Origin of the sequence: Metalysinibacillus jejuensis (assembly GCF_003057615.1) — a bacterium.
Lineage (GTDB): Bacteria > Bacillota > Bacilli > Bacillales_A > Planococcaceae > Metalysinibacillus > Metalysinibacillus jejuensis.
In genome coordinates, this window is record NZ_QAFW01000008.1 from 13,243 (window position 1) to 29,023 (window position 15,781).

A 15,781-nucleotide genomic window follows, 5' to 3' on the forward strand; every position below is an offset into this window, starting at 1 on the left:
ATTCTACTACGGGGCAATGTTCTTGCTGTCATAACAAATCGTTTCCAATGATTTCAATCTCTCCATCATTCAAGCTAACGGAACCACTATAGCAATAACGAGTGCTAAGCTTGAAAGCGTTCCATTCAACAGCGATTAAGTTAATAAAACGCCACCGGCAAGGGTGGCGTTTTGTTAGTTTACAGGAACGTTTACACGCCAACCGAATGTATCGGCTGTTGTGCCTGTTTGAATGCCTGTAATCGTATCATAAATTTTTTGAGCGAGTGGCCCAATTTCGTTGTTGTTAATAACGGTTTTATTGCCTTGGTACGCAAGCTCGCCAATCGGTGAAATGACCGCTGCTGTACCTGTACCAAATGCTTCTTCAAGCGTGCCGTTATGTGCCGCTTCGATTAACTCATCGATCGATAAGCGACGTTCGCTGACATTTTCGCCCCAGCTCTGTAGTAACTCAATTACCGATTTACGCGTAATACCTGGTAAAATACTGCCGTTTAGCATCGGTGTAACGATTTCGCCGTTAATTTTGAAGAACACGTTCATCGCGCCTACTTCCTCGATGTACTTGTGCTCACAGCCGTCTAGCCACAATACTTGCGAATAGCCGCTTGCTGCCGCAACTTCTTGTGCTTTTAATGAGCTTGCGTAGTTACCCGCTGTTTTAGCTGCGCCTGTGCCGCCTTTTACCGCGCGCACAAACTCACCTTCTACTGCGATTTTTACAGGGTTAATGCCTTCTTTATAGTATGCGCCTACTGGTGATAATAAAATAATGAAGCGGTACATTGCAGAAGGAGATACGCCTAAATACGGCTCTGTCGCAAACATGACAGGGCGTACGTATAGCGCCATGCCTGGTCGTGCAGGAATCCAGTCCTTTTCGATAGCGATCAGTTTTTTCATGGCTTCAATCACAAAGTCACCGTCAACATGAGGCATGCATAGGCGGTCATTTGAAGCGTTTAAGCGCGCCATATTTTCGTCTGGGCGGAATAACGTCACGTCACCCGCTTCGTTTTTATACGCTTTTAAGCCTTCAAATACCGTTTGTCCGTAGTGAAATACCATCGCCGCTGGGCTGACCGTTAAATCACCATAAGGAACAATACGTGCATCGTGCCAACCTTGACCTTCTGTGTAATCCATCATAAACATGTGGTCCGTAAATGTCTTACCAAAGACCAGCGTATCTAAGTCTGGCTTCTCCTTTGGTGTCGTTGTTAGTTCAATCAACATGTCTTCTACTTTCATTCTTCAACATCGCCTTTCGAAAAAGTCTACTAAATTATTAGAATATTCTTATTCTATCACAAAAGTAGCCGTTCGGCAGTAGTTATTTCACAGATTGCGGCAAAGTCGAAAGCGTGATAGTAGCTTCTTCTAGCGTAGTTGCTAAATATCCTGCTTTACGCATTTTTTCGGCGGTTTCGTGTAAATCTTGCGTTGGCGTTGGCAGTGGGCCCTCTCCTACAAAATACAGCGTTTGGCTGTCATTTGTTAGCGCCACACGCGTTGGTTGTTGCCACTGCAATAAGCGGCGCAAGTCATCGAAATCATAAATAATGTAATCAATCGGTAGCGTAGGTAGCGGCTTGCGCTCAGGGTTGTACCAACAGCGCGGCATACCGAAGCGGCGCGCGCCTTCCATATCGCTCGTTAACGAATCGCCAATCATTAAGCTCGTCGCCTTACTAAAGCGTGGTAAGGTTAACATCGCCTCAAAAAAGCGCACGTCAGGCTTTTGGACACCGATTTCATTGGAGACGAAAGAAGCGTCAATATAGGACCACATATCCGCTCGGCGCAGACGCGCTTCTTGTGTCGTCGCAATGCCGTTGGTCGCAATAGCGATCGTGTAATCATGATGCAAATCCGCTAATAGCTCGCGCGCCCCTGGCATACTAAAGTCGTCAGCGGCAAGGTTAGCTCTAAATTGTTCGTCAATTTTACTGCCGTCCCCTGTGAGATGAAAGGCGGCTAACAGCTCGGTGAAGCGGGCGTTCATTAAATCCTCAACCCCAATTTCGCCGCGTTCTGACGCATCCCAAAGTGCGCGGTTAATCGTGCGGTACGTCGCAAAAACCTCGTCAAACGGTCCTAAGGCGAGCGACTGAAATAGTGCGCTGAGCGAATAATGCTCCCCTGCTTTAAAATCAAGTAATGTGTCATCTACATCAAAAAACAAATGCGTATACATGCTATAGCCTCCTAAAAAAATAAACTGCCCCGCAGAGGAGCAGCTTTAAAAGAATGAATCAATTTTAAAACTCGTTGTATCACGACTTGCAAAAAAAGCTTTTATGTTATCAAACAACGCTTGAAAAATCGCTACCATATCGCCTAATAGATTAAAATACCACAATAAGAAAATTAGTAAAGCGAGTAGCACAAAACGTAACGACGTTAGCGCCCCAAACACTAATTTTAAAATGAGATAGCCGACTATGGCGAGCACTAAAAGTACAATTAACTCCATCGAATCCCCGCTTCCTATCACTTACTATAGTAGTATACGTCTTCTGTGGCAAATGGTTTCGTTTTGTGATTAATTATCGAGTAAACCTAAGACATCATAATTTAAATACTCGATATTTCGACGCTTGGCTGTATCTTTAAATAATAGCCCTTTATCACTCAATTCATTAAGTGCGCGTCTCGCTGTACTCGGTGCCACATTAAACATAGCCGCCACTTGTGCAGCTGTGACATTTGGCTCTCTGAACGTAAACATATAGACCTTTTCTTCAATAGGCGTAGTGCAACGTTGCAAACCTGCTAATGCAATTTTCTCTGCACTATCTAACAAGATATTAAGTTTATCTGCCATGCGTGCTGACGCATCTAAAAAGAATTGTAGCCATGCAAACCAATCAGGTTTCTCTCCTCTAGTACCATTTAATAAATGATAATACTTCGCTCGTTGTTTTTCTAACTCTTCACTAACAAAGAAAATCGGACTCGAAATTTGTTTAGACTGCATCATATATAAGGCAATAATGATACGCCCTAGCCGACCATTACCATCTAAAAAAGGATGAATGGACTCAAACTGTGCATGTAAGATGGCTACTTTTAGTAATGGGTGTGCGTGCTCATCTACTATAAAATGTTCTGGTGACAAGTGATCTACTGTCAGCGCTTCCCCATAAGGATGTAAATTGGCATAAGTTTCCCAATTCAGCAAATACTCTTCTATTTCATTCGCAGGTACTGGAATATAAACAGCATCTTCTCGACGTTTAGTAGGCCCAATCCAGTTTGGCACTTTACGAAATTCACCCGCTGCTACCTTTGTGCCGCGTGCGTCGCCTGCCATTAGTATGGCATGTAGTTCTAAAATCAGACGAGTAGTTAACGGATAACCATTGGCAATGCGCTCTTGCCCTACTGCAAGTGCTTTTTGGTAATTAGTAACTTCTAAGTACTCCTGATTATGCGTTGTTTTGTGACTTTGCTCAATCATAGTAGTAAAAGTCACCTGCGTACCTTCAATACGTGTAGATTGAACAGACTCTTTGAGCGCTAACGTATTAATTAAGTCACTCTTCAAGATAGAGCGCTTAAATTTTTCATCTAAGCGCCCAATTTCTGAAGATATATTCGCTAATTTTATAAGAAGTGGTATCGCTTCTTCGATTGAAATAATTATAGGTAGCATCTTAAACCCTCTCTATTATAAATGAAACGTAATTTGCAGGTCTTGCTCAGGTTCTTGCTCATTGATTTCTTTAATTTTTTTACCCATCGTTGTAATTAGTGGTACAACTAACGCATTCCCCATACAGAAGTAGCGCATGCGTGGTAACATGCCCTCCGTCCAATTATCATCAAATCCATTGAGACGCTCACATTCAAGTGGTGTTAAATAACGCTTACGTCCGTTTACTTCTATAATATGCGTACTGCGGTTGACGCTACCTTCACTCGTTAACATTGTTCGCCCGGGTAATGCTAAATCATCTACTGGTGACATCCCACCTTCAGCATATATGTACTTATGACCTGTAGCTGAAATACGCTCAATTTTTTTAGCGCCACGTAAGTAAGTAAACTTCTCATCTTCTGCTTCTGTTAAATAGTACGTTTCCTCTACTTCTGGCTCAATAATTGCAGCTAATGGGGTAGGCGCTATTTCTTTAGCAGTGGGTTGCGTTGTAGTTACTTCACCTTTATGCATAACCCCAGCTGTATGAAATTCAAATGAAAACTCATCGGAAATAGCAACAACGTCTAGCGGCAATGTCGTTGTCGCATAGCGTTTTTTGAATGGCTCGTTTTCTACCGGGAAGCTACTTGCAAAAAAGCCTTCTTGAAAAAGTAGTCGCTCATGAGTTAAAGCCTGTTGCTTTTTAGCGTATTCTAGCTCATTTTTATAAGCAAAAATAAAGACCCTACGACGACGCTGTGCATGGCCATATTCCGCTGCATTAATCACACGCCACTCTACGCTGTAACCTAAATCGCGAAATACTGCTAACATGACCGCAAAATCACGTCCGCGTTGTTTAGACGGCGATTTTAATAGACGATCTACGTTTTCAAGTAACACAAATCGCGGATGGCTATTCTCTAAGACGCGCTTAATTTCCCAAAAAAGCACACCCTTCTTACCTTGAAGCCCCTTTTCGCCTGATAATGAACGAGCAACAGAGTAATCTTGGCAAGGAAAACCACCGACAACTAAATCTATATCTAACGCTTCAAACGTAGTGTTCGGCACAAGTGCAATATCCGTATTAACTTGTTCACCTTCACTAAAATGACTCGTGTAGCAGTCAAACGCATGTTGCGATTTACGTGAAGGCTCCCATTGATTTGCCCAAACCGTTTTAAAGACAGACTTATCCGCGCGCTCTAAGCCAAGACGAAAGCCACCAACACCCGCAAATAACTCCACTACATTAATTGTTGTACTCATACTACGAACACCCTTTCTACAATCCTTTATTATATGTTTTCTTACAACAACTTTCAAGCGCATTGCTTTATGTTAAAATTAAAATAAGGGAGGTAATTTTATGAAGAAGTTTAAAACACAACAAGATTTGCTTTACTATGCTACGCAAGCAGAAGAACAAACATTTCGGCAGCTACGTAAAAATGACCGCGTTGCGCATAAAGGTGGACTAGGACATATTATTGAAGAGAGTTTTTTTGGCTACACGATTAACTCTGATAAAGAAGCAGATTTTAAAGAGCTCGGCATTGAGTTAAAAGTGACGCCTATTAAACGTAATAAAAATGGCTCTCTATCCGCTAAGGAGCGGCTTGTCTTGAATATCATTAATTATATGGAAGAGTACCGACAAACTTTTTATACTTCTAGCTTCTGGACAAAAAATGAAAAGCTACTACTCTTTTTTTACTTATGGCAAGCTGACAAAGAGGCGCTAGACTTTGTCATTAAGAAAACCTACTTACATACTTTCAGCGAAGAAGATTTGCTCATTATTCAGCGGGATTGGCATATCATTCAAGATAAAATTAAGCGTGGTGAAGCCCATTTATTATCGGAAGGTGATACAAGCTATCTTGGTGCCGCTACTAAAGGGGCTTCTGCTAAATCAATGCGCCAACAACCATTTAGTGATTTGCCTGCTAAACAACGAGCTTATTCTTTAAAAGCGAGTTACATGACAACATTAATTCGCTCTTTATTTGATACTTCGCAACTTACCAAATTTGCCACAAAAGATCAACTCAAACGACTTAGCTTATCTGAAATTTTATATGAGAAGTTTAAACCTATACGAGGAATGACGCTAGAAGCAATTGCGAAGCAGTACGATATAACGCTATCTAATGCAAAATCACGCATACAACATTTAGTAAGCGGTGTACTCGGCATAAAAGGTACGAAACTTGAGGATATCGAGGAATTTGCGAAAGCCAACTACCGCTTCAAAACAATTCGTCTTGAACAAGACGGCAGTATGAAAGAACATATGTCTTTTCCGCAAATTGATTTTGACGAATGGTACAATACACCTTTTGAAGACAGTAGCCTATATGAAATGTTTACAGCGACAACTTGGGTATTTGTCATTTTTGCCACGAATGAGCAACAGCAGCTTTATTTTAAAGACATCGTGATTTGGCATATGCCTGAAACTATGATTACTACTACCCTTCGTGAGTTTTACCTTGCGACACAAGCTATTTTACAGCAAGGCGTTGTTGTGACACCTATTAAGCGCGGCAACCGCAACAATCTACCTAACGCTAAATTTAATGGCGTGTGCCATATTCGCCCCAAAGCTCGTGATGGTAAAGACACCGTAACATTACCTTGTGGAGCAGTCATAACAAAGCAGGCGTTTTGGTTAAATAAGGAGTTTATTATAAATTTACTGAATAACAGAAATTAATTGTAACTTGTTTATTTTTACTAACCTGGTATACTTTTTTTGAGGTGTTATCAATGAATGTTTTAGATTTATTTGCAGGTGCAGGAGGGTTATCTGAGGGCTTTAAACAAGCTGGTTTTAATATATCTGCTCATGTTGAGATTGACTCAAATGCATGCGATACATTACGCACTAGAGAAGCTTTTCACTATTTAAAGAGTGTTAACAAGTTGTCTTTATATGAAGATTACTTGCTGAAAAAAATAAATAGAAGTGAATTATATTCGCAAGTGCCTAAATCCATACTTGATAAGGTTATTGAGGAAGAAATATCTGCTGAATCAATTCCAACAATTTTCAAAAGAATCGATACTATTCTAGGGACTGATACTATAGATATAGTAATAGGTGGACCACCCTGCCAAGCCTACTCAACAGCGGGTATTTCTAGATGTCCTAATAGGATGCAGAATGACCCACGAAACTATATGTATCTATTTTATAAGCAATTTTTAGTAGAATACCAACCAAGAATGTTCTTATTTGAGAATGTCAAAGGAATTCTTACTGCGAAAAAAGGAGAAGTTTTTAAAGATTTATTAAACGTTATTGATGAAGCAGGTTACAATATGGAATATAAATTATTAAATGCTAAAGAATTCGGTGTTCCTCAGAATAGAGAGCGTGTTATAATAATAGGTTGGAAAAAAGAGTATAATTTTTCATACCCTGATTTCAGTAGTAGTTCATTATTAACCGTAGAAGAAGCTCTACAAAATCTTCCAAAAGTTAAAGCGGGTGAGTCACTTACACCTACTAAAATTAAAAAAATGGGGGCTTCTAATCATCCTTCATTACAATGGATTATGAAAGATAACGTTTTTCTTACACAACACATTGCTAGACCTAACAATTCTATTGATTTAGAAATTTACCGCCTAGTTGTTAACGCTTGGAACAACAGGAAGGAAATCCTGATGTATAATGAGATTCCTAAAAGTTTACAGAAACACAAGAATACAAAATCATTCTTAGATAGATATAAATCGTTAAAGCCAAAACAAGTGTCTCATACAGTAGTTGCTCATATAGCCAAAGATGGTCATTATTACATACATTATGATATTCAACAAAACCGATCTATTACAGTTAGAGAAGCAGCTAGAATACAATCTTTCCCAGATAATTTTTATTTTGAACGCTCTAGAACAGCAGCTTTTACTCAAATAGGAAATGCAGTGCCTCCGCTGATGGCCTATAAAATTGCAAAAGAGCTCACTCCACTTCTAAAATAGTGGAATGGGCTCTATATTTATTTAGTCTTTACATATTCAAAAAAGCTCTTATATTCTTGGTCTTGCTCATAAATTGAAATCATACCTCTATCCAAGTATTTGTTAAATTCCTCACATGAAATTTCAGAGATATAGGCGCAGTTATGACAAGCAGCTCCATTTAAGTAGTCTCGGCCTTGCCCTCTCGACATACCCGCTTCATTACAAACTGGATCTGATGAGCACCACATGGCTGATTGAATAATTTTGTTCAAAATTCTATCTATATTTTCTTTTTTACCTAACCTTACTAGCCCCCCCATAGTGCCTTCAGAATCTCCAGCTGCAGTATAAATTAAAAATCCACTCATTTGCTTCCCGTTGTTTTCACCACAATAGATTCTTTCTTTTAGAGAACTTGAACTATAACCCGAAGATATTACCACTTCTTGAATAAACAAATGAGCCAAAGTATGAATCAATATGAATTTAATGTCAACTTTCTCAGACACTTCTATACCATTTGCTTTAGCATTGTTTAAACGTTTCTCTGCTTGCTGAAATCTCTTAGAATGTCTATATTTTTCTATCCACTCTAATATCAAATCTTCTCTTAATTCAATAAATATGCCTTCACCATATACTTGATAAGCTGGTAGCCAACTATGTTGCTCAGGGTTGATAAATAAATTTCTTTTACCTTCTTTAATCATTTTTTCTGGATTGTGAGCTAGATTTACAGGTGCTACTAATCTATTAAATCCATATAAAACTCTAGTTTCAATTAGCTTGGGTATAAGGTTAACCTTAGATAACCCATACTTCCTTAAACTTTCATCGCCATTAAAATAATTATATTCAGGTACAACCTTTAAATCTTTTTCATCTAATAATTCATTTCTCGAAAGATAAACATACTCTTCCAGTTTCAAATTGTATACTTTTTTTCTTTTCAAAACTTGATTCTCTTTGTAGATAGACAATGCTTTTAACATGAGTTCATCACTATATTTAGATAATTGCGATGAATGTCGCCTTTTTACCTCTGTTACTATAATTTCATCTGACATCTTATATTCAGTGAAACTTTCGATGATTTCTCTAATATGTTTACTGTTGAAAAACGCCAATATTCTTTCTATATCTTGAAAGGCTATGATAGGTAAATAAATTGCATTTAAAACTTGAGGATAATATGCATTATTTGAATTCTTTAGAATCGGCTGCGGCTTACAATTACATTCTTCTTTTTCAATTGCCTCACCGAACCATGGCTTTCTACCACTACATGTATAGATGCTTTCCTTACCTAATGTTTGGCTTAATATCTCAGCTCCATTTGTAGTCAAACCTCGTAAACTTTTTTCTTTATGGCATTTATTGCACGCAACCTTCATTGTACTTAGAGTTGCTCCCCCAGTAGACTTCAATACTAAGTCTCCTTCACACTCACACTCTAATTCTCCGTGTAACCACTCTCTCCAAGGAAAATCGTCTATATGACCATTTTCACAAGCTACCACTAAGGGCACTTGAATCAGCTTAGCAAACTTATTATTACACGAAGTACATGTAATTTTACTATCCTTCTCAAAACCATTTTTTCTAGTTAAAACTCGACAACTTGAACAGTAATAATAATTAGGAAACCTTACAAATGGTATTGTTAATTTTTCATTAGCATTTTTATTATACTTATCGTAATTTTCTCTATAGTCAGGAGGTAACCTTAATTCTTGCACATTTAATAAATGCCGTAACCTCTCTTCTTCTATCACAAACTCTGAAATATCGTCCACTTGCTTGAACCATATATCTAAAGCACCTGTCATCATATTAATTCCATCAATATTTGTATTAAGTGCTCCTACACCGTTAGGGGTAATCAATTCAGACCTTCTCAAAGGTATCACGGCTTCTTTACTTTTATAATTCATAGCTTTCTTCCTCCTCTCTTTCAAAGCTGTTCGTGATAACTCCCTTACATGTAGCATCTACATTTCTCATAGAAGTTAGTACTGGATAAGCAGTTGTTTTTAAATCTTCTGATACATAGCTTCCATATGGATACATATAGAAGTAATTGTGACTCTTCTTATTCTCTTTCCATAAACTACATTTATCACTAAGTAAGTGTTCAATAATCTCTCTAATTTTTTGAGCTGCATAGATTTTTATTTCTTCATTTTCATTAACTCTATTCACTCTAGCCATAATCTTTTTAAATATTTCTTCTGTTTCATATTTATATTTAGAAAGATATTCAGGAGATTCAGCTATGTTCATAGGAAACATTTGTCTTATCCATGCAATAATGACTCCCGGTAAAGAACGATCTATTGATGGCTCCGAAAATGGCGTTACACTAGTAGCCTCAACTTGTCTATACAAACTTTGATGATATTCTCTAAAGTGTTCGTAATGAGACTTGTCTCGTGACATCGTAGTTTTATATAACGTAAGAACTAAACCAGGTCTCTCATACCAAGAACGACCTACTCGACCACTTACCTGAATATATTGGGCGGTATTTTTAGGCTGACCTATTATGGTCATAAGTGATAGCCTCTCAACATCTACCCCGACTTCTATAATATTAGAAGCTAAGCATACATCTACTACCTTTTTATCTGCAGTATGAGACACTTTTAAATCTTCTAAAGCTTTAGTAACTTCCCTGTTTTGTAATCGAGAAGTTAGTTCTTTTATAGAGTTAATATATCTATAATTTTTGATTAAAGGATGCTTTATCTTAAATTGTATGCTGTAGTTAGGCATATCGGTTTGGAATAGTGTTAAACTCCCCCCAAGCTCTCTTATACTGTTATAAAAGGCTAAAAGTGTCCAGTAGGGATCAGGATTTTCCAAATTGGCAGCAGTTTGTAATAAAGTCGTATTGACTTTAACTTGAAGTTGCTGTGTGCCTATTACATTGCTAGCAATTCCTAAATATTTCTTACCTGGAGAAGGTCTAAACTCATCACCTTGTTTTATATAATCGACTTGAGCAAAAAAAGAATCTTTATGGGAGAGTCCGGGACTTGGGAAAATACAAATACTTTCATTTTTTCTAGCAAATAAAGATTTTATTTGTTGCTTATATCCTGATACTGTAGCAGTAGCACAAATAATTTTTGGAAGAACTGCTTTCTGCATTCTGTAATCTGTACACAACTCTTCTACTAGTGCTTCGTAGATGCCTACAGTAGATCCTAAAGGTCCAGATATCAAATGTAATTCATCTTGAATTATTAAATTAGGTGGAGCAATAGAGCGTTCTCCATCTAGACCTATTCCAAAAATGTTTCGAGCTTTAGGTTCCCATGCTAACATTGCAAACTTATCTACTGTACCGATTAAAAATGTAGGAGGATTTTCATAAATTTGTTCATCAACAATATAAAGTGGTAGCTTTTCATGAAAAGAACACTTTTTGTTAGGACAATGGATAATTAACCCTTTATTATTTCTATTTCTCCTATTTGAATCAATTTTATAACCTGCAATTTCCCACTGCTTATTACCCTTCACTACTTTATTAGTAGGGTATCGTTTCATCTCGCAGCGGCATAGCGGACAATGATTAACAACAAATTCATTTTTAGAATCGCCTGATTTTTTCCAGTCTTTATACTGTTGAATTGCTCTTTCATTTTTATTAGGTGTATTCTGAGCGCCGACCCATAAACCTATAGAAATTTCATTATTCCCAAAGATTGTTATATTTGCTCTTCTAATTAGTTCTAAGGCACAAATAAGTCTTGCAGAACGCTGGAACTGATCAGCAGTGAGTAACCTTAAAGTGTATCTCATAATAATATCTGTTCCATTGTCCTCTTTATCTTTTATCCTTCTATATAAAATAGAGAATGCCGCCACACCTAAATATGCTTCGGTTTTTCCTCCTCCGGTAGGGAACCATATTAAATCCACTATTTCTCGCTCGTTAAAATCTTTAGTAACATCTACCGTAAGTGCAGGTAAACTAATTAGTATAAAAGCAATTTGGAAGGCTCTCCAATTTCCTTTTCCACTACTTAAATATAAATCCCTCATTTTTTCTATACTAGGCAAATCTAGAAGTGTTTTACTATCTAAATCAAAATCAATATTTCCGTTAACTTCTTTCATTGCTTGAGGTTCTCCACCTGTTAATTGTTGCAAGAACATAGCAGTATTTGTATATTTAAAAGCATTAAAAATATCTTCATTATGCAATAAATCTATACCTTTTTTCATCCTAGTAAGAGAGTATTGACATGCTTTTAGGTGTTTTTCAGCAATTGTATGTAAAGCGATGGGGTAGGTTTTTATTTTCTTATTTCTCTCTTGTATCCAGCTAGAATAACTGTCTACAATCTTCTCTAGTTCCGCCCTCACCTCATGCTTATTTCCACTAGATAAATTAACCATAGATATTTTTAATAGTTCACCATTTATATCTTTTATATCAGGTGTTAAATTAGTTGTTTCATGTTCAGGAAGGTATGTTGTTTCTATGATACTAGCATTTTCATTCCAATTAACCGAACAACCATGTCCTAACGCGTAGGTTTTCGCATCATAATATAAAAGCTCATCACTAAGCTCTTCTTCAGTTTTAGATGAAAAATTCATAAGTACATTCGGGTACGGTTCAAATATACTTTGATCATGATAGCTAACTTGTAATTTTGTTTGAAACAAAGTATTTTTGAAGTAAATTTCTTCTCCAGTGGATTGGTTAGTTAAACTTGCCGTTATAAAGTACCCATTATTATCAATCTTATCAATCTGTCGGATATTAATTAATAAGGCCAAAGTTAATGTTTTATGTTTAAAAGTTTTAACATAAACACATTTTTCAGGGTTAGTAATTATATTTTCGGCAACAAACTCTATATTTTCTCTTGCCCACCATTTTGTTTTAAAAGGAGGTTGTTTCTCTTCCCCGTTTCGCTTTAGACTAACATCAAAACCCCTATATACCCCTCCACTAATTTTAAAATTCAAACTCTTTAGTCTATCTTTATTTTGAACAAAAAAAGTGAAAGCTAAACTAGAAGAAACTTTATCACTCATCGGATATTCTAAAGGCTCTTCTTCTCTACTGTTGCGCTTTTCGATTTCTTCGATATCTTTATTAGCTGTAAACAGTCTTTCTGCTTCGTCATTTAGAAGTTGCATATCCTCTTCTATAGCTTCAGTACCATCTACACTTTGGTTTGTCGCATAAGTCTTATCGTTAGGAAAAATCATACCTACAGAGTATTGAGTAATTGGTGTATTATTGTTACTTATTATTTCCTCTTTGGTTGCTGCATTATAGTAAAACGTGTTGCTTCTTAATTCTTTAGCATCGTAAATAATCTCATTATTATCTTTATAGTTGATATTAATAGGAATCATGGTTTCAGTATCTGTTTTAATAGGACCTACTAACTCTTGCTTTAACATATCTATAATTAATTCACGATTTAAAAGGTTTTCCTCTAACTTCTTATTCACAGTCTCCTTCTACCTCTTCTCTATTAAAATAAATTAACGTCCCTACCCTACTAAGAGGAACTTGATAAACTTTGCTGGATATTCTTTTAACTTTGTAAATATTTACTTTAAACATTTCTAGTTGCGGAATATACATATATCCTTTGCTTTCTAACTGCTCAGTTATTTCAGGATTATTTTTTAATTCTTTTCTAAGCTCTGACCTCACTTGCCGTCCTAGTTGATTGTGATACTTTGTAAGATTATCACTAACCTTTTTAAACTTAAGAGCCTCACTTTTACTTTTAGTAAAAAATTCTAATAGCTTTAAAAAATCATTGTTATTTTGCAGTTTAAAAGTCTCTTTTTTAGTCAATCCTACTAATTGATAAGTTTTCAAATTTAGATTAAGTCTTTTATTGATGTAATTCGTATACTCATCAGGTCCATATTTCATCAATAATTGTGATAAGTATTTTTTAAATTTTTCAAGACGCTTTCTATCATCCTTTATTCCTTTATCCTCAAAATATTGATCTGCTAGTCTTTTTCTATCTTCCCATCTATTGAAATCCATAGAGATAATAAAATCATTAGTATTAATTTCATTAATATGCTTTCTTGCATAGATATATTCTGAATTTAATACATCACACTTGGCTTTTTCACCTACATCTTCAAAAATAAAACCACCCTCTTCTAATTCAATTAATCTGCAAGGAAGCATACTTTGTTGCAAGTCTCTCTCTCTTCCAATTAATAGAGGCACAAGTAGTTCAGGAAACTCATCTTCTACTAAAAAAGTTTTTTCCGTAGAGGATGTTTCAATAGGTAATTTTTTAATACTTGGAATTTTAACAGTTTGGATATTCCATATGAAATCCTTGTCGATATTTTTGACTCTAGGGCTCTCAATCCAAGGAACATATTCTAATCTTCCATAAAAACAATTAAAGTAAATGAAATAAAAATTATCAGCATTTAGATATTGGAACGAGTCTATAGAAAAGAGCGATGGAGTGCCGAGAAAAATTACATTATCATACATTTTTATATCTCGGGTAAAATCTCTAAATGTTATAAACTCTAACAGATGATGTGGATAAAAATCTGCAATTTTACTTTCCACTTTTTCTTGAAGTGGTTTTTTTGTAACAATTACATATTTACGTGATGTATATTTAATGATTTCTTTTAGAGCTTTATTATAAGGATGATAGGATAGCTTTAATATATAGTTTATATATTGTTCTATATTGCTATAGGTATTCCAAGTACCTAAATATTTTTCACAAATGCCCTTTAACTTTTGGATATAGTGACTCAATTCTTGTTCATGTTCCAAGGAAAACACAAGAGGCTCGGTTCCATAGGAAAAAAGAAATTTCTTAATTTCGTAATCTAATAATAGGATGTTTTCATGATTAATATTCTCTCCTAAATCTTTTCTTATAGTTGCAGCAATGTTCATTAAGTTCTTATAAGGAGAAAATTCGATTTCCACACCTGTATAGGTTGGCTTCCTAAGCTTAATAACTTTATAAATTTGATTAAATTCATCGATTGCAATCATCTTTCCACCTCCCAAGTTGCATAACTTATGTATTTCGGTATTGTTATATTAATGAGATTTGAAGTTAATATAGAGCTTTCTACATTACTATCTAAGTAATCTACTATATCTACTAGACTCTCTGTTTCATTTATATTTGACATATTAGGACTGTATAAAATAACAGAAGAATAATTAGCTAACTCCGGATAAAAGTAATAGTAAGCGTCTAAGTCTGCGTAAATGATTATAGTATTATGAGGTAATTCATTTAACTCTAGTTGACTTTGAGAGGAATAAATATCTGTAAGATAGTAAGATTGTTTTGGAAGAAAAGAGTGCAAAAGTAACCACGAGCTTAACTCTAAATTATCTATTTTTAAGTTGGCTTCTCTTTCAATCCTTTTTTTATTTCCTATAATAACTATTTTGTGGCTATTTAGCCTTGCTATTTTATCTACTTCTTCACTATAAAATTTTTTAATTAATTCTAGTTCTTTGTTTTGAAGAGCTCTAGCTTTAGTATAATTAATATTTTCATTTGCTATTCTTATTTTTTCTCTCCATAGTTTTCCTACTGTAATCTTTGTAGGATTTTTTTTCATATCTTCAATTTGAATTTTATCTCCAATTTGTTGAAGAAATTTATAAGGTTGCTCTTTTTCATTTTTTAACGATTTATAGTAAACTACTGTTTCATTTGGTACTAATTTGTCTAAAATATCTTCACTCTCAATTTTATTACTATATATCTCATCTGCTATACCTAACGCAATAAAATAATAAAGATAGTTTGAATAGGGCACATGTAATATTATATTATGGACTTTTTCATCGTTAATTACTTCTTTGCCATAGATTCTTCCCAACTGTAAATAAAAACTTCCCCAATTCATAGAGGACGAAATATTTTCAATATCTTTAAAATACATACTTTCACCCACTTCTTTCTTAAAATGAATACGCTACCAGAATTATACTGTACCACGTTAATTTGTTTTCAACTATAAATGTAGGCACTCGTAAATACAGTATAGATTTCCATTTATTAAACTCTTGGTCACAAAGATTTACTTTTTATTAGCTTAAAGATAGGTTTAGATTCTATCACCACTCATTATATTGCATCCACAAAGTGT

General features: G+C 35.5%; 11 protein-coding genes. 2 read left to right on the plus strand and 9 right to left on the minus strand.

What is annotated here, in order from left to right; translation table 11 throughout:
- Positions 1-174: 174 nt before the first annotated feature.
- From DDE80_RS04335 to dcm, 5 genes are all read right to left on the minus strand, one after another.
- On the minus strand, positions 175-1,254 hold the full coding sequence (locus DDE80_RS04335; RefSeq protein ID WP_108306462.1) for a branched-chain amino acid aminotransferase: 1,080 nt from the start codon (positions 1,252-1,254) through the stop codon (positions 175-177).
- Between the two features lie 82 nt (positions 1,255-1,336).
- The gene (locus tag DDE80_RS04340; protein ID WP_108306463.1) at positions 1,337-2,200 is read right to left on the minus strand and encodes a YjjG family noncanonical pyrimidine nucleotidase; all 864 of its coding nucleotides are present in this window, start codon (positions 2,198-2,200) and stop codon (positions 1,337-1,339) included.
- 45 nt (positions 2,201-2,245) lie between these two features.
- The gene (locus tag DDE80_RS04345; RefSeq protein WP_108306464.1) at positions 2,246-2,479 is read right to left on the minus strand and encodes a hypothetical protein; all 234 of its coding nucleotides are present in this window, start codon (positions 2,477-2,479) and stop codon (positions 2,246-2,248) included.
- 69 nt (positions 2,480-2,548) lie between these two features.
- The gene (locus tag DDE80_RS04350) at positions 2,549-3,661 is read right to left on the minus strand and encodes a Fic family protein (protein ID WP_108306465.1); all 1,113 of its coding nucleotides are present in this window, start codon (positions 3,659-3,661) and stop codon (positions 2,549-2,551) included.
- Positions 3,662-3,676: 15 nt separating this feature from the next.
- Positions 3,677-4,921, minus strand: a complete 1,245-nt coding sequence (gene dcm, locus DDE80_RS04355; RefSeq protein ID WP_108306466.1) for a DNA (cytosine-5-)-methyltransferase — start codon at positions 4,919-4,921, stop codon at positions 3,677-3,679.
- A gap of 100 nt (positions 4,922-5,021) precedes the next feature.
- Here dcm and DDE80_RS04360 point away from each other — a divergent pair, with 100 nt between their 5' ends.
- Together DDE80_RS04360 and DDE80_RS04365 are read left to right on the plus strand one after the other, a co-directional pair.
- Positions 5,022-6,371: a Sau3AI family type II restriction endonuclease gene (locus DDE80_RS04360; protein ID WP_108306467.1), complete on the plus strand. Its 1,350-nt coding sequence runs from the start codon at positions 5,022-5,024 to the stop codon at positions 6,369-6,371.
- A 53-nt stretch (positions 6,372-6,424) separates the two neighbouring features.
- Positions 6,425-7,645, plus strand: coding sequence for a DNA cytosine methyltransferase (locus DDE80_RS04365; RefSeq protein ID WP_108306468.1), 1,221 nt, complete (start codon positions 6,425-6,427; stop codon positions 7,643-7,645).
- Positions 7,646-7,662: 17 nt separating this feature from the next.
- Here DDE80_RS04365 and drmB read toward each other — a convergent pair whose 3' ends face one another.
- From drmB to DDE80_RS04385, 4 genes are read right to left on the minus strand one after another with little or no spacing between them, the layout of a single operon-like run.
- Positions 7,663-9,561 (minus strand): DrmB family protein, encoded by a 1,899-nt coding sequence (drmB, locus tag DDE80_RS04370; RefSeq protein WP_161952264.1) that lies wholly within the window; start codon positions 9,559-9,561, stop codon positions 7,663-7,665.
- Positions 9,551-13,111 (minus strand): helicase-related protein, encoded by a 3,561-nt coding sequence (locus DDE80_RS04375; RefSeq protein ID WP_108306470.1) that lies wholly within the window; start codon positions 13,109-13,111, stop codon positions 9,551-9,553. The genes drmB and DDE80_RS04375 overlap by 11 nt, the downstream gene beginning before the upstream one ends.
- Entirely contained in the window at positions 13,104-14,663 is a 1,560-nt protein-coding gene (locus DDE80_RS04380; protein ID WP_108306471.1) for a hypothetical protein, read from the minus strand. Before DDE80_RS04380 ends, DDE80_RS04375 begins: the two co-directional genes overlap by 8 nt.
- A complete protein-coding gene (locus DDE80_RS04385; RefSeq protein WP_108306472.1) occupies positions 14,660-15,574 on the minus strand; it encodes a hypothetical protein in 915 nt (304 codons plus the stop codon). The genes DDE80_RS04380 and DDE80_RS04385 overlap by 4 nt, the downstream gene beginning before the upstream one ends.
- Positions 15,575-15,781: the final 207 nt, after the last annotated feature.